Origin of the sequence: Sphingobacterium detergens, assembly GCF_003610355.1 — a bacterium.
GTDB classification, from domain to species: domain Bacteria; phylum Bacteroidota; class Bacteroidia; order Sphingobacteriales; family Sphingobacteriaceae; genus Sphingobacterium; species Sphingobacterium detergens.
The window spans coordinates 1,271,030-1,296,425 of record NZ_RAPY01000001.1 but is presented as its reverse complement, the minus strand read 5'-3'; the positions used below and the strand labels follow the sequence as shown (position 1 = coordinate 1,296,425).

The 25,396-nt window shown below is 38.3% G+C and carries 25 protein-coding genes; 10 read left to right on the top strand and 15 right to left on the bottom strand.

Going from position 1 to position 25,396, the window contains the following annotated elements:
- The first annotated feature begins 58 nt into the window (after window positions 1–58).
- The 4 genes from DFQ12_RS05655 (at window position 59) to DFQ12_RS05640 (ending at window position 4,422) form a co-directional block, all read left to right on the top strand.
- The gene (locus DFQ12_RS05655) at window positions 59–1,006 is read left to right on the top strand and encodes an alpha/beta hydrolase (protein WP_167457195.1); all 948 of its coding nucleotides are present in this window, start codon (window positions 59–61) and stop codon (window positions 1,004–1,006) included.
- Window positions 1,007–1,013: 7 nt separating this feature from the next.
- Entirely contained in the window at window positions 1,014–2,669 is a 1,656-nt protein-coding gene (locus DFQ12_RS05650; RefSeq protein ID WP_120259243.1) for a flavin-containing monooxygenase, read from the top strand.
- Between the two features lie 61 nt (window positions 2,670–2,730).
- Window positions 2,731–3,507, top strand: a complete 777-nt coding sequence (locus DFQ12_RS05645; protein WP_120259242.1) for an SDR family NAD(P)-dependent oxidoreductase — start codon at window positions 2,731–2,733, stop codon at window positions 3,505–3,507.
- 162 nt (window positions 3,508–3,669) lie between these two features.
- Window positions 3,670–4,422 (top strand): SDR family NAD(P)-dependent oxidoreductase, encoded by a 753-nt coding sequence (locus tag DFQ12_RS05640; RefSeq protein WP_120258005.1) that lies wholly within the window; start codon window positions 3,670–3,672, stop codon window positions 4,420–4,422.
- Window positions 4,423–4,714: 292 nt separating this feature from the next.
- Here the strand turns inward: DFQ12_RS05640 and DFQ12_RS05635 are convergent, their stop codons facing one another.
- The 3 genes from DFQ12_RS05635 to DFQ12_RS05625 all read right to left on the bottom strand — a co-directional run bounded on the left by DFQ12_RS05635 (window position 4,715) and on the right by DFQ12_RS05625 (window position 8,685).
- Complete coding sequence (locus DFQ12_RS05635) at window positions 4,715–5,347, bottom strand: response regulator (protein WP_120258004.1); 633 nt, start codon at window positions 5,345–5,347, stop codon at window positions 4,715–4,717.
- Window positions 5,337–7,292 carry a sensor histidine kinase gene (locus DFQ12_RS05630; RefSeq protein WP_120258003.1) on the bottom strand — a complete coding sequence of 652 codons (1,956 nt, stop codon included), beginning with the start codon at window positions 7,290–7,292 and terminating at the stop codon, window positions 5,337–5,339. Before DFQ12_RS05630 ends, DFQ12_RS05635 begins: the two co-directional genes overlap by 11 nt.
- 268 nt (window positions 7,293–7,560) lie before the next feature.
- Window positions 7,561–8,685 (bottom strand): acyltransferase family protein, encoded by a 1,125-nt coding sequence (locus tag DFQ12_RS05625; RefSeq protein ID WP_120258002.1) that lies wholly within the window; start codon window positions 8,683–8,685, stop codon window positions 7,561–7,563.
- A 424-nt stretch (window positions 8,686–9,109) separates the two neighbouring features.
- On the opposite strand from DFQ12_RS05625, the gene DFQ12_RS05620 reads away from it, so the two are divergent.
- Window positions 9,110–9,550 (top strand): hypothetical protein, encoded by a 441-nt coding sequence (locus DFQ12_RS05620; protein ID WP_120258001.1) that lies wholly within the window; start codon window positions 9,110–9,112, stop codon window positions 9,548–9,550.
- Window positions 9,551–9,899: 349 nt separating this feature from the next.
- Here the strand turns inward: DFQ12_RS05620 and DFQ12_RS05615 are convergent, their stop codons facing one another.
- The 6 genes from DFQ12_RS05615 to DFQ12_RS05590 form a co-directional block, all read right to left on the bottom strand.
- Complete coding sequence (locus DFQ12_RS05615) at window positions 9,900–11,300, bottom strand: TolC family protein (protein ID WP_120258000.1); 1,401 nt, start codon at window positions 11,298–11,300, stop codon at window positions 9,900–9,902.
- 1 nt (window position 11,301) lies between these two features.
- Window positions 11,302–12,459 (bottom strand): HlyD family secretion protein, encoded by a 1,158-nt coding sequence (locus DFQ12_RS05610; protein WP_120257999.1) that lies wholly within the window; start codon window positions 12,457–12,459, stop codon window positions 11,302–11,304.
- A gap of 39 nt (window positions 12,460–12,498) precedes the next feature.
- Window positions 12,499–12,873 (bottom strand): DUF3302 domain-containing protein, encoded by a 375-nt coding sequence (locus DFQ12_RS05605; RefSeq protein WP_120257998.1) that lies wholly within the window; start codon window positions 12,871–12,873, stop codon window positions 12,499–12,501.
- A 73-nt stretch (window positions 12,874–12,946) separates the two neighbouring features.
- Entirely contained in the window at window positions 12,947–13,597 is a 651-nt protein-coding gene (locus DFQ12_RS05600; RefSeq protein ID WP_120257997.1) for a hypothetical protein, read from the bottom strand.
- Window positions 13,598–13,700: 103 nt separating this feature from the next.
- The gene (locus DFQ12_RS05595; protein WP_208642442.1) at window positions 13,701–14,312 is read right to left on the bottom strand and encodes a Crp/Fnr family transcriptional regulator; all 612 of its coding nucleotides are present in this window, start codon (window positions 14,310–14,312) and stop codon (window positions 13,701–13,703) included.
- Between the two features lie 135 nt (window positions 14,313–14,447).
- On the bottom strand, window positions 14,448–14,810 hold the full coding sequence (locus DFQ12_RS05590; RefSeq protein ID WP_120257996.1) for a VOC family protein: 363 nt from the start codon (window positions 14,808–14,810) through the stop codon (window positions 14,448–14,450).
- A 388-nt stretch (window positions 14,811–15,198) separates the two neighbouring features.
- On the opposite strand from DFQ12_RS05590, the gene DFQ12_RS05585 reads away from it, so the two are divergent.
- Window positions 15,199–15,810 carry a hypothetical protein gene (locus DFQ12_RS05585; protein WP_147420335.1) on the top strand — a complete coding sequence of 204 codons (612 nt, stop codon included), beginning with the start codon at window positions 15,199–15,201 and terminating at the stop codon, window positions 15,808–15,810.
- 189 nt (window positions 15,811–15,999) lie between these two features.
- Here the strand turns inward: DFQ12_RS05585 and DFQ12_RS05580 are convergent, their stop codons facing one another.
- Complete coding sequence (locus DFQ12_RS05580; protein WP_279634405.1) at window positions 16,000–16,713, bottom strand: NADPH-dependent F420 reductase; 714 nt, start codon at window positions 16,711–16,713, stop codon at window positions 16,000–16,002.
- Between the two features lie 77 nt (window positions 16,714–16,790).
- Window positions 16,791–17,366 carry a Crp/Fnr family transcriptional regulator gene (locus tag DFQ12_RS05575; RefSeq protein WP_244211684.1) on the bottom strand — a complete coding sequence of 192 codons (576 nt, stop codon included), beginning with the start codon at window positions 17,364–17,366 and terminating at the stop codon, window positions 16,791–16,793.
- A gap of 292 nt (window positions 17,367–17,658) precedes the next feature.
- Between DFQ12_RS05575 and DFQ12_RS05570 the strand changes: the two genes are divergently transcribed.
- Window positions 17,659–18,549: a DMT family transporter gene (locus DFQ12_RS05570; RefSeq protein WP_120257993.1), complete on the top strand. Its 891-nt coding sequence runs from the start codon at window positions 17,659–17,661 to the stop codon at window positions 18,547–18,549.
- A gap of 98 nt (window positions 18,550–18,647) precedes the next feature.
- On the opposite strand, the gene DFQ12_RS05565 is transcribed toward DFQ12_RS05570, so the two are convergent.
- Complete coding sequence (locus DFQ12_RS05565; protein ID WP_147420334.1) at window positions 18,648–19,304, bottom strand: hypothetical protein; 657 nt, start codon at window positions 19,302–19,304, stop codon at window positions 18,648–18,650.
- 39 nt (window positions 19,305–19,343) lie between these two features.
- Window positions 19,344–20,024, bottom strand: a complete 681-nt coding sequence (locus tag DFQ12_RS05560; RefSeq protein ID WP_120257991.1) for a dioxygenase family protein — start codon at window positions 20,022–20,024, stop codon at window positions 19,344–19,346.
- A gap of 449 nt (window positions 20,025–20,473) precedes the next feature.
- On the opposite strand from DFQ12_RS05560, the gene DFQ12_RS05555 reads away from it, so the two are divergent.
- Both DFQ12_RS05555 and DFQ12_RS05550 read left to right on the top strand, forming a co-directional pair.
- Window positions 20,474–21,100 (top strand): class I SAM-dependent methyltransferase, encoded by a 627-nt coding sequence (locus DFQ12_RS05555; RefSeq protein ID WP_120257990.1) that lies wholly within the window; start codon window positions 20,474–20,476, stop codon window positions 21,098–21,100.
- Window positions 21,101–21,341: 241 nt separating this feature from the next.
- Entirely contained in the window at window positions 21,342–22,370 is a 1,029-nt protein-coding gene (locus DFQ12_RS05550) for an LLM class flavin-dependent oxidoreductase (RefSeq protein WP_120257989.1), read from the top strand.
- Here DFQ12_RS05550 and DFQ12_RS05545 read toward each other — a convergent pair whose 3' ends face one another.
- Window positions 22,371–22,952: a Crp/Fnr family transcriptional regulator gene (locus tag DFQ12_RS05545; RefSeq protein ID WP_120257988.1), complete on the bottom strand. Its 582-nt coding sequence runs from the start codon at window positions 22,950–22,952 to the stop codon at window positions 22,371–22,373.
- A 220-nt stretch (window positions 22,953–23,172) separates the two neighbouring features.
- Between DFQ12_RS05545 and DFQ12_RS05540 the strand changes: the two genes are divergently transcribed.
- Entirely contained in the window at window positions 23,173–24,456 is a 1,284-nt protein-coding gene (locus tag DFQ12_RS05540; protein WP_120257987.1) for a serine hydrolase domain-containing protein, read from the top strand.
- Between the two features lie 116 nt (window positions 24,457–24,572).
- Here the strand turns inward: DFQ12_RS05540 and DFQ12_RS05535 are convergent, their stop codons facing one another.
- Window positions 24,573–25,352, bottom strand: a complete 780-nt coding sequence (locus DFQ12_RS05535; RefSeq protein WP_120257986.1) for a hypothetical protein — start codon at window positions 25,350–25,352, stop codon at window positions 24,573–24,575.
- Between the last annotated feature and the right edge of the window lie 44 nt (window positions 25,353–25,396).

Sequence of the window (25,396 nt, the reverse complement as noted above, 5' to 3'; positions counted from 1 at the left end):
AAAGGTCAAACTGTGAAGAGATAATTTCCTTCAATTTGTAATGAACATAAATTTAAATATGATGGACTTAGATGAAATTTCTCAAAATTTTTTGTCTCAAATGAAAGAATTCGGGGCAATACCATTTCATAAATGTACGGCCAAACAGGCACGGATAATTTATGATTCTAACTCGTCGGGTCAAGCGGAGGATCCAGTAATGAAATCAATTCGCAAAGAATCAATTCCAGTTTTAGGAGGGGAGATTGATGTTTTTATTATTGATCCATCCAAAAAAGCTGTTTCAATAATTGTATTATTTCATGGTGGAGGATGGGTTGTTGGCAAAGCCTCTGCATATCTTTCTTATGCGACCTATTTGTCCGAAATAACGCATAGTATTGTTGCGGTTGTTGATTACCGGAAAGCCCCAGAGTATCCCCATCCTGTTCCTGCGAATGATGCCTATCAGGCGGTACGATGGGTCGATAAAAACATGGAATCCATCGCAGGGGGACGTCTGCCGTTGATTGTATGTGGAGAAAGTGCCGGTGGAAACCTTGCTGCGGTTACAGTATTGAAAGCTAAAGAGCTAGGTGGTCCTAAAATAGCCTGTCAAATATTGGTCTGTCCGGTTATGGGGGACGACTTTGAAAATAACACCTATAATACATACGGACATCAACTTATTATTTCCAAAAAAGACATGATCTGGTTTTGGGATCAATATGTTCCGGATCCGAGTAAACGCAAAGAACCTTATGTATCACCAATCTATGCTGAAGATCTGAAGGGGCTTCCAAAGACAGTATTAATTACTGCAGGACATGATCCCTTACGCCAGGAGGGTGAAGACTATGCCGGGAAATTGATCAAAGCAGGAGTCTCGGTAACGTTTAAAAGGTTTGAGGATCAGATGCATGGTTTTTTTACCTGGGTTGATTTTTCTCCTGTAAGTAGAGCGGTACAACAGCTGATTGGCAGTGTAATATTGAATGAGGTGGTCGGTGATAATTCAACAAAATAAGAATAATATGAAGAGAGTAGATGCAAAAAAAATAGATGTATTGGTTGTTGGTGCTGGTTTTGCCGGTGTGTACCTTACGCATCAGTTTCGTGAAAACGGATTATCGGTTCAAACAGTTGAAGCAGGGCAGGATGTTGGCGGTACCTGGTATTGGAATCGATATCCAGGTGCTCGCTGTGATGTACCTAGTGTTGAGTACAGCTATTCCTTTTCGAAAGATCTGGAGAAAGAGTGGACTTGGTCTGAAAAATATGCTCCACAGCCAGAAATCTTAAAATATATTCAGCATGTGGCGGATCGATTTGATGTACGGAAAGATATCCTATTTAACACAAGGGTGGTAAAGGCGCACTATGTCGAAAAGGGCAATATATGGTTGGTGCAGACTGATGATGGAAAACTGTTCGAGGCGAACTATTTTATTTTGGCAACAGGAAATCTATCTGTTCCCCGGTTACCGAGCTTTAAGAATATGGCGGATTTTAAGGGGGAATTTTACCACACGGGAGGCTGGCCTACTACACCAGTAGATTTTAAAGGCAAGCGAGTGGCGGTCATCGGAACGGGTTCTTCTGGTATACAGTCCATCCCTGTCATAGCAGAAGATGCCGCACAGCTCACTGTTTTTATAAAAGATTCCAATTACACGCTTCCTGCTGGAAATCAGGCGCTGACGCCCGACTTTACTCAGGCTGTGAAGGATAATTATCCACGGATAAGAAGGAAAGCAAGGGAAACCTGGGGCGGTATCCTGTTTAACACAAATCCTACTGTTGAATCCGTGACGGATGTACTCAGCGATATACCAAGACAGTCGGAAAGGACATTAGGCTCCTACTCCAAAGAGGAAGTGCATCAAATGATGGAGGATAAATACCTTGGGACAGGGTTGGGATTTGTTACAAATTTCCCAGATATTCAGTACGATGAAACGACAGATTTGCGCTTGCGCGAATACCTAAATGAGCGGATATGGACACTTGTCGATGATCCTAAAAAAGCGGCAGCACTCATACCCAAATCTCCACATTATGCTGACCGCAGACCCGTTATCGATACCAATTATTATCAGACATTTAATCGGGATAACGTGGAAATTGTCGATGTTAATAATGAACCGATCATTGAATTCTATGAACAGGGGATAAGGACGAATGCCAACGATTACGCGTTTGATGCTATTGTATGTGCGACGGGTTTCGACGCCATGACCGGCGCTATCAACAAGATCGATATTGTTGGTCGTGAAGGACAGGTATTGAAAGAAAAATGGATGACGGGACCGAGGACCTATCTGGGATTAATGACGAATAATTTCCCGAATATGTTTATGATCGCAGGAGCGGGGAGCCCCTCAGTTTTCTGTAATATGGTTTTAGCGATAGAGCAACATGTCGAGTGGGTCAGTGCCTGTATCAATTATATGAAAGAAAAGGGTAAAACGACCATAGAAGCTAAGCTGGAAGATGAAGACGAATGGGTACAACATTGTATTGAGGTTGCTAAACCACTTTTTGTTTCAAGAGGGGACTCCTGGTATGTAGGTGCCAATGTACCTGGTAAGCCGAGGGTATTTATGCCCTATATCGGCGGGATGCCAAATTATATCGCTAAATGTGATGAGGTGGTAAAAAATGGTTATACAGGGTTTACAATTCAATAAGCTTTCTTCCCATACCGCGGCAGAAGAGATTATAAAGGTTTTTGATTTAAATTATATGACAATGAATAGATTAGAAAATAAAGTAGCAATAATAACAGGAGCAGCGAGTGGTATTGGATTGGCAACAGCAAAATTATTTCATCAGCATGGGGCGATCGTGATAGCAGCAGATATTCAAGAGGAACTATTAAAAGAAGAACTGACTTCCCTACAGGATTCTGGAAAGATAAAAACCGAGAAATTGGATGTGAGTTTGGAGGAAAACTGGTATAGACTGGTTACAGATACAATAGAAAGCTTTGGTCGTATTGATATTTTGATTAATAATGCGGCTATTCACTCAGCTGATGCCGGTATATTGGGAACCACATTAGACTCTTGGAACAAATTGATGTCGATAAATTCCACAGGAGTTTTCTTGGGAACAAAGGCCGTATTGCCCTATTTACAAAAAAATGGCGGTGGTTCAATTGTCAATGTAGCATCTATTGCCGCTTTGGTGGGTGGTATGAATGCCGATGCAGGAGCGGCGGCATATAGTGCATCCAAAGGTTCAGTCCGTTCACTCAGTAGGCACACCGCTCAGCATTTCGCAAAAGATAAAATTCGGTGCAATTCTATATATCCAGGAGGCGTATTGACTCCAATGATGTTAAAGGGCCTTCGAGATGGTGGATTTTCTGAAGAACAAGTTTCGGGAACAGGCCCAATACCTTTACCGCCATACGTAGCAGAGGCGATTGATATTGCTTATGGTATACTATACCTTGCGTCAGACGAAGCTAAATACGTAACAGGTGCGGAATTAGTGATAGATGGAGGTTTTGTATCACAATAAAATAAGTTGATTCAAATGTCAAATGAGCTTGTATTACCTGTAGATTTTCATCGTATATGAGCAAAATCAAATTAACGCTTTAGCTATAATCAAGCTAGCAAAATGTACCATCATTAAAATTGGAATAAATATATACGGGTAAAAAAATTAGATAAATTAATAATGAAAAGATTTGAAAATAAAGTAGCCTTTATAACAGGGGGAAACTCTGGGATAGGCAAAGCAATAGCACTATTAATGGCTAGGGAGGGAGCTAAGGTAATGATAGCTGATCTACAACGAAATCAGGAGACACTAGATGAGGTTCTTAAAGCGGGAGGTGAAGTGAGGTTTGTTGCCTGCAATGTGTCGGATCCGACAGCAGTAGAAAACGCAATTTCAGATACAATAGCTTCGTTTGGGAGTCTTGACATAGCTGTTAATAATGCTGGAGTTGTTGATGCAGCACCCATCCATGAGAAATCGCTCGAGGAGTGGAATCGGGTTATTAACATTAACCTTAACGGTGTTTTCTATGGCATGAAATTTCAGATAGCACAAATGCGTACACAAGCGTCAGGAGGTTCTATTATTAATATCGGCTCTATCATGAGTCAGGTAGCAGAAATTGGAATTGCCGCTTATGCTTCATCGAAACATGCCTTGGTAGGGCTTACAAAAGTCGCAGCTCTGGAAAACGGTGTTAATAACATCCGTGTCAATGCAATTGGACCCGGTTATATAGAAACACCTTTGTTGATGGACAATGCAACAGGGGGGGCAGATTACAAATCAATAATGGAATCCAAACATGCTATGAAAAGGTTAGGGAAACCTGAAGAAATTGCACGGGCGGTTTTGTTTTTAGCATCAAATGACGCCAGTTTCTGTACAGGTGTTTATCTACCCGTGGATGGTGGATATTTGATTCAATAACGCTAGTTGTAAATAATCACAAATGCATGCTATGCATTTATTGCTCCTCGCTTTTCGCATCGGTTGGTCCTCTGATCACCGGTGCGAAGTAAGGATTGTTACCGCAAGTCAATCTTTGGATATTTTACGACCGATACATACATCTTCTATCCAGTGGATAATGGTTAATTTATTACCCGATAACCTTCGTCAATCTAGATTGAGTTAAAAAGACTATCATAATTTTTGATTTAAACTATACGGCAACGAATAGATAGGGAAGTAAGGTGACAATAATAATCCCCAAGAATTTTTATAATATACTTTCTCTGGAAACGAGGGTTAACAACTCAGTCGTATTGCTTACTTTAAATTTCTGCAGCAGGTATTTGCAATAGGTGTCTATCGTTGAGTTGCTTAAAAACAAGATGTCTGCAATTTCAGCTATTGTTTTCCCTTGAACCAGGTAGCGCAATAGCTCTCGTTCACGTCTGGTTAGGGTAGGTAGCGGACTTGGATTGTCTACAGAGCGATTTAATAAATTATCTGCTTCAGGGCTTAAGACAATCTCACCGCGCATCACTTTTTCAATCGCTTCCAGGATCGCAGAAGCCTCGGTATTTTTTAGAATAAAACCCGATCCTCCCTGTTGCAGAAGTTCAACGATCGTACTTCTTTCGAGTGCGCTGCTCATTCCCAATACACGAACCGTAGGGAACTTTTCTTTAACCTCTTTACAGACATCAATTCCACGTCCATCGCTGAGAAACATGTCCACCAAAAGGAGATCCACTGGCTTGACCCTGATAAAGTCGTTAAATTGCATAATACTCGGAAAACCGATGACGGTTGCATTGGCGATGTTTCTCCTGATAATTTCTTGGATACCATCCAATACCATTGGATGATCATCTAGTATAGCTATTATCAATTCTCTATCGTACATAAATCTCAATATTTACGGAGGTACCATTTCCCGGATCACTATCAATTGACAACTTCCCTTTGAGAAAGTCAACGCGATTCTGAATATTTTTAAGACCTATACCTGTTACGTTTGACATTTTTGCTAGGTCAAATCCTTTACCATTGTCATCTACAGTAATCAAGATCGTGTCTCCTTCCTGAATAAGTTGCACCAGAATATTTTTTGCCTTACCATGCTTGATCGCATTGGTCAATAATTCTTGTACTATACGGTAGATATGAACCGTATTATTCATGGAAAGATCTGCCAATAAACCACTGGATTGAAATTCAATCTGTACTTCGGAGCTTATCAGGTCCGCGCATAGGTCATGTAGTGCAGTTTCAAGCCCATTTTTTAACAGACTTTCGGGCATCATTCCCCGTGCGGTTCTTCTCAGCTCCCCAATGGCGACACCAAGTTGCTCATTTGCCTTTTGGACCATCAATTCTTTATCTGCTGCTGGATCTGAAAGTTTTAGTTTTATTCCACTCAATGTTCCTCCAATACCATCATGTAAATCACGAGCGATACGTATACGTTCGCGATCTTCACCTTCAAGTAGTGCTTGTGATATCTTAAGCTCTTGATCCCGACCGATTTCCTCCAAGCGTTTTTTATTATTCTTTTTATTTGTCCTCAATACATAGAAAAGAAACAACATGACCAATAGGAAAGTAAGGGCACCAATACCCAAAACCAGATTCAGTAAAACTTGGTTTTTACTTTTTAATGCAGCTTCCCGTTGCTCATTTTCCAATAGTGCAATACGTTTCTCTTTTTCGGCAGTTTGATAATTGATTTCCAGATCATGGATTTCAACCTCCATATTTTCAAATTTCGTGCTATCCGAAATAGCGGAGTATCGTTGCTGAAAGGTATAGGCCGTCTTGTAATCACCGAGTTTGCCGGCCAAAAGGGCAATGTCCTTTGCGTGTCTTGCAGCAATAGAAGCTCGGTTATCTTCCTTTGCCATGTCAAATAAAATATGCGAAGCTTTCAAAGCACACTGATGGTCCCCGGCCAATTTGGCAACCTCATATTGTGAATTGTAAAAATCGTAATAATTGGTGCGGCTCTCCAGATGCTTGAGTGACTTTTCTGCTTGTGCGAGTGCTTCTCTTGATTTTTTTAAATCCTTTTTTTTGACGTAATACCAGGTCAAATAAGCATAATATCGACCTGAATATAATGAGGTAACGCCCACCTCATCGAGGTAAGACTTTACTTGATCGAGGTAGGTTTTCATCAGCACAAGATTATTCTGTCCGTAGGTAATCAAAGCGCCTGTAAGGTAATTGCCAATTTTATGCTCGGCATCAAAATTATTTTTATTTAGAAACTCAATTCCCTTTTTAAGATAAAAGGTCGCTTTTTCAAAATCCTCCAATTCGTTAAATGTGACAGCGATATTTTCTAAAGTGACTTGGTAGAGTTTATTGTCTTTGATCTTTTCGAATCTTGGCAAATTTTCGATGAGAAGTTCGGCCGTTTTTTTGAGCTGTCCAGTGACTTGGTAGTTAGCAGCCAGGTTATTTTTGGCATAAGCAACAACCCGTATTTCTTCCGTTGATTTTGCATCTTTTAGGATTTGGATAACCTGATTATTGTAATATTTTGCGCTATCCATATGAATCAATATGGTATGCAGATAACCCATGATCTGGTTACCCTTTGCTTGATACAGTCGAACCTTAGTTTTTCGAGCAAGAGCGAGCGATGTGTATCCATATTTGAATGCTGTAATGCTGTCCCCCCGGATAAAATATTCCCGAGCAAGCTTATTGGAGAGCGATAGCTTGGCAGTATCGGATTTTGCTGCCGTAAATTCATTTCTTAAACTATCTATAGCATTGGTATCTTGGCCATATACCGGGGATAGCAGTAGTATTGTTAAGGTAAATTGGAAAAGCAGTTTCTTCATCTGAGGTATTTTAATTGTATGCTTTTCAATGATTTAAAAAGACTGATTTTAACACGTTAACAAACGTATTAAGTATTTTCAATTATTACAATACAGATAAATCGTGAAATTTATCCTCCTATTTATAGGAGGGTAAAGTAAACACAGCATAAAGGTATTCCCAGTTTTGATATTGTATTGTTTATTAAATTTAATATTAAAATTTCAACTAAAATCTTTCTAAAAAATATCTACCTTTTTATGCCAGAAGTTATGCTTGGAATCTTCATTACTGTGTCTTGGAAGATCTACGATTTTTTAACCATCTGCGAAGGGGTTCATCATACCATTTCAGACTTATATAGGCTAATAATATACTGACAATTAAGATGAGCAACGCATAGGGCCAAGCCTGCGCGAGGGTCATCCCTTGATGATTACTGATCCAGGCGACGTAAAAATAAACAATTGGGTAGTGGACGAGATAGAGTGGGTAGGAGATATCGCCAAGGAATTTGCAAATCTTGTACTCTCTTTGTGTCTGTGTTGTTCCGCTGGTTCCCAAGTAAACAATAAGGGGGAAAATAATGATTATACAGATTGATTCGTAGACTCCATTCATCCAAAGATTTTCTGCACCACCAATGCGAGGCATATACAATACTATGGCGAGCAAGAGGCTACAGTACAAAAAGGCATACTTTATTCGAGTGGCTTTGGTTACCCTTGAAAGTAATAAACCGGCAAAGAATGGATACATGGTCCGGGTAAAGCCGATGCGTAGTTGTTCCATATTGAGTGTCCAACCACCACTGACATCCCCATTAGGGCTTGTAATGGCTAGATGGGCTAGCGCGACGGCCGAGATCAGCACCAAAATGGTGAGGGCGGTTTTTGATAGCTTTCGAATGCCAATCGCATAGAGGATATTGGCAATATATTCAAAAAATAACGACCAGCCCACACTATTAAGAGGATGCATTTCTTGCCAGCCACGAATATCCAAAGAGAGGGGGATGGGTAATATGGTATAACCAATAAGCATCACCAGCAACATTTTCCACAGGGGGACAGTATGAATAAGTGGCCAGATAGTTGAATCTGTAAAATAGAATCCAACAGCACCAAGGGTCATCCCTAATATAACCATGGGCTGAAGTCGCTCGATTCGGCGTTTTAAAAAGGTACCGACACTCATCTTCTGCCAACGGTCATCATAGGCATAACCAATGACAAAACCGGACAAGAGAAAGAAAAAATCAACGGCGAGATAACCATGGTTGACTAGGATGTCCAGATGTCCGGTTCCTAAAGGTTCAGTCAAGTGGAAGGTGACAACGATGATGGCCGCGACACCACGCAATCCATCCAGGATAGGGTAATGGGATTTTGTAGAAAGACTACTTTGGTTCATTGCTTGTTGGATATGGAATTTAAGTTCGATTATCGTCAGTAACTTGCTATTTTATGAAGTTGATGAAATTAGAAAAATAACCGATCAGAATGCCGTCAAATCATATCAAATTCCCGCTGATTAGTCTCATTTTCTTGTTTGACATGGATCAGATTTTATCATATCAGAAACCTTTCTAACAGTGCGAATACTGAGCAGTTCACAAACACTTCTTATAAGTATATTGTTAGGTGAGTGAAAAAGTTGATAGGCAAACTTTATTATCTGACTATGGTTCTAATTATGTGTATGTAATAATGATTCTTACACAACGAATGATAACTGATCGCTGACAGATATAGGATTGTGACTAGACAAGAAATAAAAATGCCCTATCTTTATTTATAAACAATTTGACCTTGTATAATAGTTTAAATTTTGAAAAATGTATAAATTAGTTATTTTATCCTTGTTTTTGATCGGCTGTACTGAAACAAAGAACAAGACCTCAAATTCGCATGGAGTTATGAAAGATGTGGTAATAAAATCTATTGAAGTCATCAATACAGGAGGGCAACTGGGTTCTCACTCGCGTATGTTGATAGATAGGGACTCCACACATTATAGACTAACTGTTGCGGCTAATCCAGCAGATAATTCAGAATATCATAAGAAAACAGTGCCCAAAGATTGGAAAGACCTGACAGCTCAAATCAATTTAGCAGAATTTCGGTCTTCGGAGGAAGGTAAAAGTATTCAACCCGTGGATGGTGTTGATACCCAAATTATTATCATAAGTGATGTCGATACCATCTCAAAGATGAATGCTTATAATAATAAGATATGGAAGAGCATTGTTGAACATGTATACCAACACAAGAAATAAGGTATTGTATTAAAAATTGATGCGACTAATATAGATAATACAGAATTATTCTCGTCTCTTTCCGAAGAATGTCAAAAACAGCAGATAAATGATTACTATAACAACGGTACATACAAGAATCTCAAATAGGGACAGACCCAATAATAGTAAATTTTTCATGTGGTTAATCTTTAAAATAAAGCGTTTAAACTTGAGCTATCAAATGGGAAGCTCTATCTCGAAGATACTATGAAATAAGAGGCTTAAATAATGCAGATCATTAAAAAAGTTATTAAAATTATCAAATCAATGATTTAAACAAAAAAAGCTAATCTTTTGATTAGCTTTTACTGTTTAGAACTTGAGTTATTTAAAAATTAGCAAGTCCATTTGCTCCCAGTGCCATGTAAAGGTTGATCCTTTCAATGCGCTGTTGGAGATGGAGATCGATAGTGTTCATTTCTCTTTTTACCAGGTCTCTTTGTTTTTGGAGTAGCGTGAAACTGTTGCTGCTGCCGACATTGATCTGTTTTTTTGTTAAATCTATATTTTTCTCCAACGAATAAATTGCCCGTTGCTGGAAAACCTCTTGCTTGTCGATTGAACCTAAATTTGCTAAGGCAGATTCCACCTCGTTAAAAGCTAATAGCACTGATTTTGCATACTGCTCAACAGCTTGTTTTTGTTGTGAGGTTTTTACTTCTACATTCTTTTTTAGTTTCCCACCGTTAAAAATAGGGGTTGTTAGACCACCACCAACTTTTATCAATGGATTGGAAAACAGATTGCTGATCCCTTCAACATTTGTTTCCGCAGCTCCAAATGCAGCACTGATGTTAATAGCAGGTAGTCGTGCGGCTTTTGCTTCCTGAATTTCATAGAAACTGGATTCTATTTGAAATTGCTGTGCCATAATATCGGCTCTCTTTTCCAAAACATTGAGCGGAAAATTTGTCGGGATATCCTGTTGTAAGGCCGAAAATTTCGCACTTACTTTTATCAAACCCTCGGGGTATTTTCCACAGAGCATTTCTAAACTTCTTCTTGATTGCGAATTCGCATTTTTGATTTTCTCCAAGTAAGAGCTCAGTAGAATAGACTCGCTTTCTATGTTGGACAAATCGATGGCGTTTGCCGTTCCAACTTTATTCTGAACAGTTAAAATCCTTTTTAAGTCTTCGGTTTTCCTAATATACTCGCTGATCTTTTGTTCTTGATACTGGCCTGCAATATTCAGGTAATATGCCTTAGCAATCATCCCTCCAATGGACTGTTCCAGCATTTTTTGCTGAAACGTCGCCGAAAAGTATTGGCTTACACTTGCCATTTCCGCAGATTTATTTTTTCCCCAGAGATCAAGTTCCCAGTTGGCTTTTAATTGCAACTTTCCAATGTGGCTTCCACTGACAAGATTGTTTCCTGTATTTGCTAATGCATTAACACTTGGATAAAGGCTACTTCCGGCGATATCCATTGCTAATTCAACTTGATTCAGTTTTTCTTTGGAGATGATAATATCCGCATTGTGGGCAAGCCCTTCTTTGATTAATGCTTCCAGTTCTGGAGTGAGTAGTTCGTTCATCCACGCATAGGAAAAAGCCGGTTGGTTCTGTCCTTGTTCCTGAATCCATTTATCAGATATTTCAACATTCGCCTTTATTGCGCTCGTGTTTTTTAACTCTTCAATCTTCTCAGGCGTTGCATTTTTGTAGCCGATACAAGAAGTCAAGTTGAATAGGAGGAGAGCCCCCATACTTATTTTCTTTATCATGTTAATGCAGTTTTGGAATTAAGTAATTGATTTTGCTGCTCACACGCACCATTACTTTACGGATAAGATGTAAGGGTTTGATATGGTCGGAATAAATGACAGCCGTTCCTCTAGCACCGACAGTTAGCGGTTGCTCGTTTTCATCCAATACAAATTTTGCGATGAGCTTTCCATCCGTTTCAGGTACTTGTCGCGCTGTTTCAGGAATTCCTGAAGTTGTGGCATTACCACCAAGCATTCCACCGGCATTGTTCATAATACCCTGACTGGTTGCATCAACCACATATTCCAATTTGGCTTTGACCACTTTCCCTGGAGCTGTTTTTAAAGCAAGCTCTACTTCATTTCCCTCTTTTACTGTTTCCAACTCATTTTGAGAGAAGAAGGCGATAATAGATTGTTGTTTTTGAATCAGCACGAAAGCAGATTTAAAAGGCGCCATCATGGCTCCTTCATTCAGCTGTACATTCGGAATCAGACCATCGGTAGGCGCTAAAACTACTGTTTGGGAAAGATTCCATTTTGCCTGATCCAATTTAGCTCTTAGTTCTGCAATAGACGCATTTTCGCCGTTATGAGTCGAATGATATTTGGCTTCCAACGATGTTTTTTGTGCCTGAGCAGCACTAATTCGCGATTGCAGATCCTGCGATGTTGCGATAGCTTGTTCCAGGTCAAATCTGTTGGCAGCACCGGCAGCTACAAGTTCCTGATATTGCTTTATTCTTTTATTGCTCAAATCAAGTTGGGATTGCAAGCTCAAAATGTTTTTGCGAGAAGCATCGATATCCGAAGTGTAGGAGGAAACGGTAGATTTCATATTGCTAAGCTGAGCCTCCAATGATTTTATCTCTTGCTCGTAGGGTACTGGATCTATCGTAAATAGTGTATCTCCTTTTTTCACCTCCTGGTTTGTTTTTACATATACTTTTTTGACCTTCCCCAAGGTTTGAGTTGTAATATCGACACTGCGGTTACCGACTTTTACGTCTGATGTAATGGGACAAAAATAGTTGAGACTCAATATCAGTGCAATAGACCCAAAAATAGGTAACGAGTATACAACAACTTGCGTATTGAAATTCCAAGGGATTAGTTTTAGTTTTTTAATGAGAAGCCAGCAAATACCAGCATATATTCCTATTAGTAATTCTAACATAATTTTTTGTTCTAGATGATTCTGTATTTCTTATAGAATTTATTTCTTTTCTTCAATAGGTAAGTTTTCTCCACCTGAAGAAGAGTCCGATTCGCCTAAATTTGGAGTAGGCACTTTATCTTTTTTGTAGTCGTAGTTTGCCCATATCAAAGCAACTGGCCAGAGAAGACCACCGAATATCAATGAAAGTAAACACATACTTTTTATGGCACTTAGCTGTGGATGATTTTTCTCCTCCGCTATTTTTTCAGGATAAATATGTACTTTCCAAAACAGAAAAATTCCAGCGATAGGTAAGATAAATATGATAAGCCATGATGCTACATCTGCGATCGTGTCTTCGGCACCGCCCGTAGCGGCATGCGAAACGCGGCACAACAGCAATAAGCAAATTGTTGCGAATAATTTTTGCATGATAAAATAAATTTGGTGATAAAAATCTCGGCAATATCAATTAAGATAAAGCCGAGCATCATGAAAACATGATTTAAAACGAGTCTTTAGTTCCATATTCTTCGCGAAGTACATTTCGCAAAAGATCAACATTTTCATGGTAAATCGTAGTTTGCTGCGGGCTTAAGACGTTGTCAAATGCTTTGTCCGTTTTCTTTAGTGCTTTATGCAGTTTACGTTTTGCATTTCTTTTACCCCGATTATTATCCGCAGAAAAGTATATGTCTAGGTCTTCTCTTACATTTTTTACTACTGTTTGATTGATCTCAAAAACTGGATCGAGCTGATCTTGGGTTAAATCCAACATTTTAGCCATGACAATAGTTCTAAAAGTTGCAGCTCTTATTATTTTGTTTTCCTTAAAGAGTTGAAATTGTACCGGTGATAGAATTTCCTGTACAGCTAGGTTTCTTTGTTTTAGGATATCTGTAAAACCTTCGATGTTCTCCGCAGTGCCTATTTGTTGAACATTGCTATTTTGGCGTAAGTTTTCTACAGCATTGGCTGCCTGAAGGTTTATTTGATAAACCTGTTGGGCTTGCGTTGTTGTCATATTTAAAAATGACATTTCTTGGGTGATGTACAGGCCAACCTTTTCTGCTTCCTGAGATTGGGCATGTACTGCATTCGTGTCTAAAAGTGCGAATAAGCTTAAGACACCTATTCTTACAATAAATTTGTTCATTTTGTTTTCGTTTTAAATCATACTATCTGTACAAATGGCTGTTTTACAGCTTTTTTGACGAAGCAAAATTAGAACGAATACAGGCTAAAAAAGTATTCTTAAGTTAGTTTTTTGGTGGCCGTTTTTTTTGTATACGGGCTGTTAATCTGGACAAAGAATTAGGTGTAATACCCAAGAAATTAGCGATATGCTTACGATTTGTGTTCCTGGTGATGTACGAACGGTTTTCTAGGAAAACCTCATAGCGGGCGCTTGGAGAATCGCTACACAGCTGCTCTGTACGGATACGCAAGGTATCAATAATAATTTTTAAGGATTTGACATAGAACTGGAAAATCCCTCTATGTTGGAAAGCCAAATCTTCAAATAACTCTTTCGGAAATAGCAGTAACTGTGTATCTACAACAGCTTCGATGGTGTATTTTGTTTCCCGTTGGTCAGCATAATACTCAGGGATACTGGCAATAAAGGCATGATCTGCTTCCGAGGAGAAGAAAACATTATTTTCGGTACCATCATCCGAATAGAAATACCAACGTAATAGACCCGTCGTGAGCACAAAGACGGAATCAAATCGGTCATCCGTTTCCACGAGTTTGGTCTTTTTGGACAAAAATAGCGGTTTGCATATTTTGGACAATTCGAGGCGTTCTTCATCATTCAGCTGCTGAAGGGATTCCAAATGTTTTAATATTTCCGACTGGCTCAACATCATCGTTAACGTATAAGTTCAAATTTAATAAAAATCGCTTTCATTTTAGTGAAAAATAGCTTATGCAATGCAATTGTAACAGCTATCTGTCTTATGTTCGATCTTTTTTACCTTTCTAGTCGATCTTTCTTCTTTATTTTAAATTTGCTCTTCAATAAAATGCCAGCAAACTCCAGCAATGTCAATAATGTTGACCTCTATACCATATGGTTGTTTTACTGGTAGTCCAATTTCCGGGATGCCAAACTTTTCTGAAAGTTTTTTTTGGGTTATCTCACTCCAAAAGGTATTCATATTTTCAATCTTAACCACTAGCATTAAATTTTGAGCGAATGTTTCATTATCATATTGCTGTAATATGAATTTGCAATTTCCATTTTGAAAACCGATAAGATTTTCCTCTTCCCATGCTATTGAAAAACCAAGCTCTTGGAACAATAGCTTTGATTTTTGAAAATCTTTGCCAGAAGGGATAAAGGGTTCAAGTGATAAAAAATCCATATGAAAATATTTATTCTGTTAAAAACTAGCTATTTGATGGTTCTTAATTTATGAAATAGAACGGATTTTATAAAATATGATCGTTAGTTTTTGTGTTTTTTTCTCAATTATTGCTGTGGTACTCTTGTCATCGGCCTCCAATAGAAGTAAACAGTGCAAATAAATATTTCATTAATACGAATTGTAAACTGGGACATTCGAATATTAAATTTTAATTATCAGTAATAAGAAATAACTTACATTTAAGCAGAATTTGATTGTTGCTAGACCATGAGGGAAGTCCGTATGGATTTTTTGGTTTAGACACTCCGTTTAAAAAATAGTGAATATTCAAATAGAGACTACGTTTGCAGTATAATGAAAACGTTGAAATATAATCAAAAAGGCAATGAATAATTTTTTCATAAATGAACTACAACGTCGTGGTCGGATAATTATCGGCATTATGTTATCAATAATCATAATTCTTCCCATCATTTTTTTTATTGGTACTATGATGGAAACGGAATCTTATGGCAGGACACTTTTGGGTGAAGATCGTTATAATGCAAGGGTAAACGATAGTTATCTTTACACATTCGGACTTTTTGGCTGTTTGCTCTTATTGGTAATTCCAGGTATTCTTTTTATTAAAAAATATATTGATAATTATCGGCAGTTTATCATTACACTTTCTGAAAAAGACATGGAAAAGCTAGTAAAAAACAACGACAAAGCTCCTTTTTATGAAAAATTTATGCCACCTTATATTGTAAAAGAAGATGCGGTTCGTTTTTTTACAAACCTGCAGCAAACGACCATTGCTTTTAAGAATATAACAAACATTCATGTCTCACAAACACATTACAGAGGGTACAGTGCTACAGTGAAAATTCAAACAGCACAAGAAACATACCGTTTTCGTTTGAGCGGAAATGTTCTTAAAGTACTAAATCTAGTAGACGAAGCCCTGCAAAGCAATCCTCAGATAACAGTAAATAAAAATTGGAATGTAGTTTAAAATAATCCTGCATATTGATCTGTTGCAGTATCGCTTTCTTTACACAACGAATAGCCTATTGACTAGATCACGCAAAAGAAAGTGGGTGAACTTACTCATTAAGAAAAGCTAATCGTAAGATTAGCTTTTCTCATGTTGTGGCTATTGATACATGTGACGAAATGTTCTTAGGCGGATAAAGGAGTTATTTTAGTTATTTTGTCCGTTGAGGGTCTTCTTGGCTTCTTCAAGCGTTACGGTTTTACCCAATGCACCAAATTCATGTAGATCGCCGAATACCTCGATACGGATAGACTGATTGATACCACCGATGTGTAATGGTTGAAAACCACTATCGGTAATAAGTTCCTCTACTTGTTTATTGCTGTTTGTGCTGTCCGAGGCGTAGAAAAGGACCTTTCTATGAGGCTCCGTAAACGCAGCTTCTGACAAAGAGCTGGCTCCCAATGTACCGAATGCTTTTACAAAATGTGTTTCTTTTGGGGTGAGATCCAACAAGACTTGACCCGCAGAGATGTCTTTGTCAATAATTTTTTTGAAGCCTCCCTGACCGTCAGGAGCAATGGGATTGGAAACATCAATAATTATTTTCCCCTTTAATTCTGATGCATATTGGCTTAAAAAATCCTTGATTTTGTCAAAGTAGATGGTCGGAATGATTATATCGGCATCTTTTATTGCTTTAGCTGTTTCTTCGGCTGTCGCTAGAATGCCTAATTCAGAAGCAAAACTTTGCGCTTTATTGATTTCGCGTGATGAAATAATAACGGGATGGCTGCCTTTTACAAGATTGGAGGCAATTGCTCTACCAATATTTCCTAAACCGATAATGGCGACTTTTGTTTTTTGACTTGTTGAGTGCATTACTGTATGTTTTAAATGTTGTTTGCCTTTATTGACAATACAAAGTTGTGATAAACAATTCAGCCAAGCTTATAAGATAAGTTAAGAAATACCCTTAATATAGTTTAAGGGTAAAGCTATTTTTTAAATCTGTCATTCTTTATTTTACTCAGAAATTCGGGGGTTACGCCTAGATAAGAGGCAATTTGGGTATTTGGTAACCTATTGGCTAAATGTGGATATTGGGTAATGAAACGATCATATCGATCGAGTGCGGTGGAACTAAAAGCCTGCAATAAGCGATTTTGAAGTTCAATATATTTATCTTCCATGATGACACGGAAGTTCCGGTCAAACTTTGGGTGGTTGCTGTACAAGTACCATAGATCTCCTTTAGATATCTGTAATACGACAGACGGTTCGATTGCTTCTATGAACAACTTAGAAGGAAGTTCTTTGTGTAAGCTACCAATATCCGAGATCCAGTCATCTTCTGCTGCAAACACAAGATTGTGTTCAACACCCTTATCATCCACACCATACATTTTAAAACAGCCACTTTGCACATAAGTAAAGTACTTACATACATCTCCTTCTTGCAACAAGAATTGCCTGCGTTTGATTTTCCTTTCTGTAACACGACTCATCAAAGCCTGTTTTTCCTCATCATTAAGAGGAAGATACTTTTCAAAATGGTTTATTATATTTTCCAAATGATGGTTGCTTTTTAAATTACTTCTAAATATACAAAAATGAAAATAATCGGATCGGACCGACCGCTTCGCTTAATTTCCTGCAACTTGGGACATGCGCAATTGCGATTATTTGATTGATGGACGCTCAAAGCACCATTGTGCTGTTATTCTCGTCAATACAGACTATTGTAAAACTTAGCATGGAAGTATCATGAATCATAGCAAATGTTCAAGAAATAATACTATTTTTAGTACCATAGCCCAACACAAGCAAGTGTAATTAACAGTCCACAAATCCACAAGTGCAAAAATGACAATACATAGAAATACACCATTAATAAGTGCGCTGATCTCCGTATTAGGGTGGGGAATGGTAGGTATCTTTATAAGACTTTCATCTCTTCAATCGCCTTTATTGATTATTTCAATTCGATTTTTCATAACTTTTATTGTTTTGTTTCTTGTTTTATTATTTCAGGGAAAAACCAAACAAGTTTTTGTGGAATTTTTCACAAGTCGAGTTACAATCATTTTAAGTCTGGTTTTATTCCTGACGTATTTTTTAGGTACAATGGCTTTTATGTTGGCGAGTATCGGTGAAGTAACGTTATTGATAAGTATTTCGCCTTTTTTTGTGATATTATTCAAGCGATTGAAAGGAGAGGGGACATCAAGAAATGAACTGTGGGGTACCATTATTGCAATTTTAGGTGTTATTATTATAATGCTTCCTAAAATCACTATGCAAATAGACATCTCTTCTAGGTCTTTATTGGGAGATATTCTTGCATTAACAGCGGCTTTATTATTTGCTGTCTTTGTCATTATTTCCAATACGCAGGATCGCAGAAAAAAACAGGTAAATAGCTTAAGTGTAACTTTGGGTACCTGTTTTTTTGGTATTCTCGTATTCCTATACCTCATGCTGTTTGACCGCTCAAGCTTCCCATCAAAAGACCTTATTACGCTTAATATATTAAGCATTTTTGCACTCGGTTTTTTTTCGACCGCTGTTCCAACTTTCGGTTTTGCCTATGCTTCCAAAAAAACACCGCCAGTGCTGTTGTCCAACATTTTATTATTGGAACCTGTTTTTGCCATTAGCTTTGCCTATCTTTTTTTAGCCGAAATACCGCATACCTATATATATCCGGGCATATTTTTGATTTTCATTGGGTTATTGAAAGTATCAAGAAAATAATAGGCAATCATAAATGCCGATTTTTCGGTTTTGGCTCGCTAAGAGAAATATGTGTGAGTCCATTTATTAGCGAGAAAAAAAGCCAATAAAAGGAATGGTTAAAAACGATCAAATTCTATTAAAAGCATGATTGAAATTCCGGCAATACCTTCTATTTCAAGGTTCTCTCTTCCTATGATTTCAAGGCTATCTCCTTTGAAAAGTAAACGGCCGCCAAGTTCGCAACTGCCCTCAATGAGATGACATACGTGGAGCCTGAACCTTTGGTCGCATGGTAAAACCGACGCGTATTTTGTGGGTAGTATTCCGATGCGTAAGCAAAATGGTAAATCATCCTGTCGCCCTGAATTAATAGTATTTAGATTATTGTGCCAACCTATCATCGGAAGGTCGACGATCTGGCTACCTGTTTTTGTGTGCTCAGTCTCAAAGTAAATATAGATAAATGAAAACGACAAGAGATCCTTGTTAGCGTTTTCAACTGCAAAAGTATCTCCTGCGATCATACTTGTACGATACATTTGGCTAATTCTTACAACTGTATTTTTATTGGAATAAGGTACAGCTATATCCCCCTCCAAGGGGATAATCAGGCAATAACCATCTTTAGCCGCATGGATATTGTAAATTCCATCGTTCTGTGTAATTTCTTTCATTATACATGACGTATTGATCTGATTTTCATTACATGCTTCTCTGTAGTATAGTACACGTTTACCGAAGTCGTCGGGAAGCTCCATGTTTTGGATTATCATGCGAATATTGCTTTGTTCCATTTTATTTTATAATTGGTTTTATACGTTCAGTGTAATTGTCAGTTTGAATCCGGTTTCTAGACTTCCTGTCACACTAGCGACCTGACTTCCCGCTCCGTCTCGAAAAATACTGTCGGCATTATTGTATGTATAGCCTGATAGGCCCTGATATCCAAATTGACGGCCATTCGTGTACACGGAGGCCGCAAGGTTGTCTTGAAAAGCGATTTGCGTAATCAACAATGAATTTCCGGTTCGGTCATAAATATGTACATGGATATGCACGGCTCTCCCCGGATACCAGCCGGGAAATATGGTGTCAAAATTAACTTTACCATCCTTATCCGTTATTTGTCGTCCACGGAACCAATTGTCATTATCTCCGCTGCCATACTGAGAATAGTCGCCATTGATATCACAATGCCATATATCGACCACAGCATTCTCCATTGGAATACAATTTTTCTGCAAATTCTGAATTTTAATTTCAGCGTTCATATGCGTACCAAACCCGTCTTTTTTTCTGATATCGGATCGAATAAAGGAGTTAGGTGTCTTGGTTGGAAATGGACCAGCTGTTTCTGCTGGGGTCGATAGACATCCGTCCTCAGGGCGGATATCTGATGGCTCGCCCTTATCCTTGCTACAAGCTATACTCCATATCAATGGCGTGGAAAATGCAAATGCCGAAAGCGATTTAATAAACTGTCCTCTTTTCATACTCCCTAAATTAGATACATTTAGCTTCGTAAAATATCGTGGATTATTAAATCTATTATGAAAATCATTAATAATTACTTTTTTACACTATCTCATCAATTTTAGAATAGTTCGCCGCCATTTATAGCGGTTATCTATTTAAAATCTAAAATAAGTTGAAATTAATCGCAAGTGGATTGATTTTAATCTTTCATCGATCATTTTTTGGAGTAAATTGGAGTATCATTTATACTATTAGGTTGAGTACCTAACTTTTCAGTTGCCAGCTGTTGTGAAACCGCTGGCTTTTTTATGTGACTTTACACTAATTCTGAGCATAAAAATTGATAAAATATAGGACGTTTTATTTATATTAACTATTATCTTTTTTACTAGGAGGGTGCATAACTGGTATAGGATGCAGGCAATAGCTTACAAATTTTAATAAATTCATAACACAAAAAATACTGATGGAAACATTCAATCGTAAAAATCACTGGGAAAATATTTATCAAACCAAAGCACTTAATGAGACAAGCTGGTACCAGCAAATACCTCAAACGTCTTTGGATTATTTAAGTACGTTTAATGTACCTACCTTTGCGAAAATCATTGATATCGGTGGTGGCGACAGTATGTTGGTGGATCATCTGTTAGACCTGGGATATGAAGATATTACGGTACTGGATATTTCCGCAAAGGCCATTGACAGGGCAAAACAACGGTTGGGCGATAGGGCTAATAAGGTAAAATGGATTGTAGCGGATATCGCTCATTTTATGCCTACTGAAAGCTATGATTTCTGGCATGACCGTGCCGCTTTTCATTTTTTGACAGATGAAGACGATATTGCAAGTTATGTAGAAACGGTAAAAGAAAATATAAACCCAGATGGTATTTTGGTCATCGGTACCTTTTCAGAACAAGGTCCCAAAAAATGTAGTGGTATTGAGATCAAACAGTATTCGGAAACAAGTTTGGTCAATCCGTTTAACGTTTATTTTGATAAGATCAATTGCCAGATTGTGGATCATCGGACCCCATCGGACAGTATACAAAATTTTGTGTTTTGTAGCTTTCGGAAGAAAAAATCATAAAAATACTTCATGGGCTAATCCAATAGGAATCGAGGCCGCCTGTTATAAATGTCTTAATTGAATACCAAACGAGGAATAGGATGTGGATTATGAGCCTGCGTCTTTTTTACGGAGATAGAAGATATTTTTTATGATTTGTCGGCATTCTTTTTGACATAGATCATCGTTATGAACCATCAAAAAAATAGAAATTTGGTTAGCTTTTCAATAATGGAAGGTCTACAAAACTAAATGAATAATCATGGAAATAGGAATAGATAGTTTTATTGCCACCGGTGCATATAATGACGGGTTGCGTCCTGAGGAAAATATGATGGCTATGGAAGCTTTGTTGTCAAAGATAGCGTTTGCGGATCAGGCTGGATTACATGTTTTTGGACTTGGAGAGCATCATCGAAAGGAGTTTTTGGATGAGTCTCCGGCGGTAATATTGGCGGCAGCGGCAGCCAGAACTCAGCATATTCGTCTAACGAGTGCGGTTACTGTACTCAGTGCGGCAGATCCTGTTAGGGTATTTCAGGAATATGCAACATTGGATATTATTTCCAAAGGCCGGGCTGAGATTGTAGCCGGAAGAGGATCATTTATTGATTCATTTCCTTTATTTGGGTTCAATACCCAAGATTATGATGCACTTTTTGAAGAGAAGATTAAATTGCTTCTTGAAATCCGTGATAATGAAACTATAACCTGGAAGGGAAAATTCCGCCCAGAGCTAAAGCAACAAGCCATCTATCCAAGGCCAGTGCAGGAGCAGTTGCCTGTTTGGATAGGGGTAGGAGGAACTCCGCAATCTTTTATACGCGCCGGAGTATTGGGTCTTCCATTGATGGTGGCCGTTATTGGAGGTGAAACCCACCGTTTTCGTCCGTTGATAGACTTATATTATGAGGCCGGAGAAAAAGCAGGACATGCGAGGGAGAAACTTAAAGTAGGGCTACATTCATTAGGCTTTGTAGCGGATACAACAATGAAAGCAAAGAATATTTACTTTCCAGGATACCAGGAAATGATGGGTAAGATCGGCAAAGAGAGAGGATGGTCTACGCCTACACGAGAAATGTTTGAGGCCCAGGCCGACCCCACAGGTGCGTACGTTATTGGTAACCCTGAGGAAGTTGCCGAAAAGATTTTACGACATAGTGAGGCGTTGGGTGGTATATCAAGATTTACGTTTCAGATGGACAATCCAGGACTTAGCAAAGAAGATATATTCAAAGCCATTGAATTAATAGGGACAAAGGTAATTCCTATGGTAAATCAATCCTGATTATTTTTTGACTGCTCTAGAACGGATTCTGCTAATGGTTTCTTGCGTAATACCTAAATACGATGCAATCATGCGTTGTGGAAATCGCTGCACAAATTCAGGATAGTTATCAATAAGCATATTATAGCGTTCTTCAGCTGTCATACTTATGGCAGCATTGATTCTTTTTTGACTGGCAAAAGAATAATTTTCATCCAACTGGCGTATGAGTTCACTCATGATAGGAAGGGAGAATACTTCTTCTGCGGCTTTCTTGGTTAAGATCAGTAAATCAGTAGCTTCACAGGCCTCAATATTGAAGGAAGAAGGAGTGAGTTTTGAAAAACTCTCGCGATCGACGACCCACCAGCCTTCAATATAGAGGCTCATTATGTGTTCGGTACCCTTGGTATCTGTACTGTATTTTTTCATGGAGCCTTTGACCAGAAATCCAATATGGTTACTTACATCACCTTCCTGTAAAAAGATCTGTCGCTTTCTGAGTTTATGCGGTACAAAATTATTTTTGAGAATGTTAATTTCACTTGCTTCCAACGGTCTGGAGACCCGCGAATTGATATATTCGATTAAAGAGTTATACATGAGTTATTATTTTACCGAACCCAAAGGTAAATATACTGAAAATATGAATCCGTCATAAGATATCATCAAATGCGGAAGGATGCCGATAAAGCCTGATCGGAGAGGCGTAGGGTGATTGCTACAATGGAAAGCTAAAATTGCCACGCAAAATTTTGAATAAACAATTATAGCACATTGAAATATAAATCAATATATGTACATTGTTTTATAATTTCATATTATGTCAGCAAAGATTATTTTTCACCATGGAGCGGAGTGCTCAAACAAAGTGCGAAGCGTCTTTAGAAATATCCTCCTTTTGTTGTTTATCTTCTGCGCTAGTCAAATTAAAGCTCAAACGGCTGCAGAATCCCTGACAGCTGCACTTACTACGGCATATAAACAAAATGACTTTCCAGGCTTCAGTGTTGCCATTGTAAACAGCGATAGTATTTTATATGAAAATGCCTTTGGCTTCGCTGATCTGGAAAAGAAAACTCCTTATACAACCACCACCGTACAGCCCATTGCATCAGTAAGTAAGCTGTTTATTGGAATGTCGGTAATGAAAGCCATAGAACAGGGCCTGTTTACTCTTGATATGGAGATCAACAGTATATTACCTTTTAAATTACAACATCCTTACACCCCCGAGGTACCAATTACTTTGAGACATCTGGTTACACATACTTCTGGAATTACTGATCATGCTGATACGTACAAAAAGACATACCTGTATAATACACCGGTTAATGAGGATAATCCAATTTACAGGCTGCTCAAATCGAAGGGATATGGCGCCGAAGGGAAAGACACTACTTTGGCTGCTTTCTTACAGGATTATTTAAGCACTGCTGGCTCTTACTATTCCAACAAAAACTTTAATAAACAGGCACCAGGTAAAAGGTACGAATATTCAAATATCGGATCGGATTTAGCTGCCTGGCTGATCGAACTCAAATCGGGTATGTCCTTTGCAGAATACACCCAAAAGCATATTCTGCTTCCACTACAGATGACAGATGCCACCTGGTCTACTGCTAATGCAGACCAGACTAAGCTATCCGCCTTATATAACGGCGACAAAAAAAGCTATCCCAAATATAGTTCCGTAACCTATCCCGATGGTGGACTTACAACTTCATGTCATGAGCTTAGTCTTTTTCTGAAAGAGGTAATTGCCGGGCAGCACGGGAAAGGGGAAATCCTTAAACCTGAAAGTTATGCCAAGATGCTGCAGCCGGCTTTTTCAGATTCCTATAAGCCAGAAAATTTAAACCCTGCAGAGCCAAACATCGGCGTATTTTATGCCATAAAAAAAAGTGGCATCGTTGGTCATAGCGGTAGTGATGGTGGTGTTACTGCGTTCTTGTTCTTTAATCCTGCCAAAGGCTATGGCATGCTGTTCATTGCCAATACGGAAATGGAAGGGCTCAATGGTGTTAATAAAAATATGATGACAGGGTTCGAAAAAATATGGAGCATTATGGGGCAGTATGCCAGCAAATTGCAATCCGATAAATAAGCAAGTATTGGTAAATCGGCAGATTCTCAAAAGCGTTTTTGAAAATATTCATGAATAGACATTGCGGGCAAGGGGTTTTACTTCAATGCCATTTGAATGATCAGGCCAGCTTAATATTAAAAAGTGAGTTTTCGTTCAATGCTCTTTTTTAGAAAGCGGGACTGATTGGCGGTGGTTTCATATTCTTCCTTTTTAATCCAAAGACCATTTTCATATTGATATTTATACTCCAAAAGCTTCCACTTTCCATCGTTTGAAGTTATTTTACTTGAATCAAGGTTGTGCTGTTCGTTGTATTGGTTCTTATAGGTTTGTCCATCTGTTGTATACTCGATCAGGTTCATGTGGCTATCATATACATAGGTTTCCTCTTGTGGCTGCGATATTACAATCGTATCATTTTCGGTTATCTTCTGAGTTTTCCGCATCGGTAAAGCCCTGTTGCCACCCATGCCGGGGTAAGTGTAAATGTCTTCCTGTTGCAGTTCCCAGTTACCATTATTGTCCTTATAATATTTCAGGCCCAATAATCTTTTTGGTTCATTGTATTCGTATATTTTCTTGCTCGCATTACTACCTTTTCTGCTAGCAGGTTTAGAAATTTCAACGATGCTATGCGAATCCTTATCGGCAAGGACGGAAATGATATAATTGTCCTTAATTACTTTGCCCGGTAGGTATTCTATGACATTAGATTCTATTTGCTTTGTATTTATCGGAGCTTCAAAATACTCCATCATAATTGGGTCTATGATTAACCGGGAAGGTAATCTTTTTATATTTTCCTCAGGAGCAATAACGCCGGGTACTTTTACCTGGGATAAAACCGGAGTAGCAACTATGGTTGATAGAAATAGGAGGCAGATTGTGAACCTGGTCTGTAATTTAATGCTCATAATTGTCGTTTGGTTTTTTCTAGTTTTTATGCAATTATTATGCC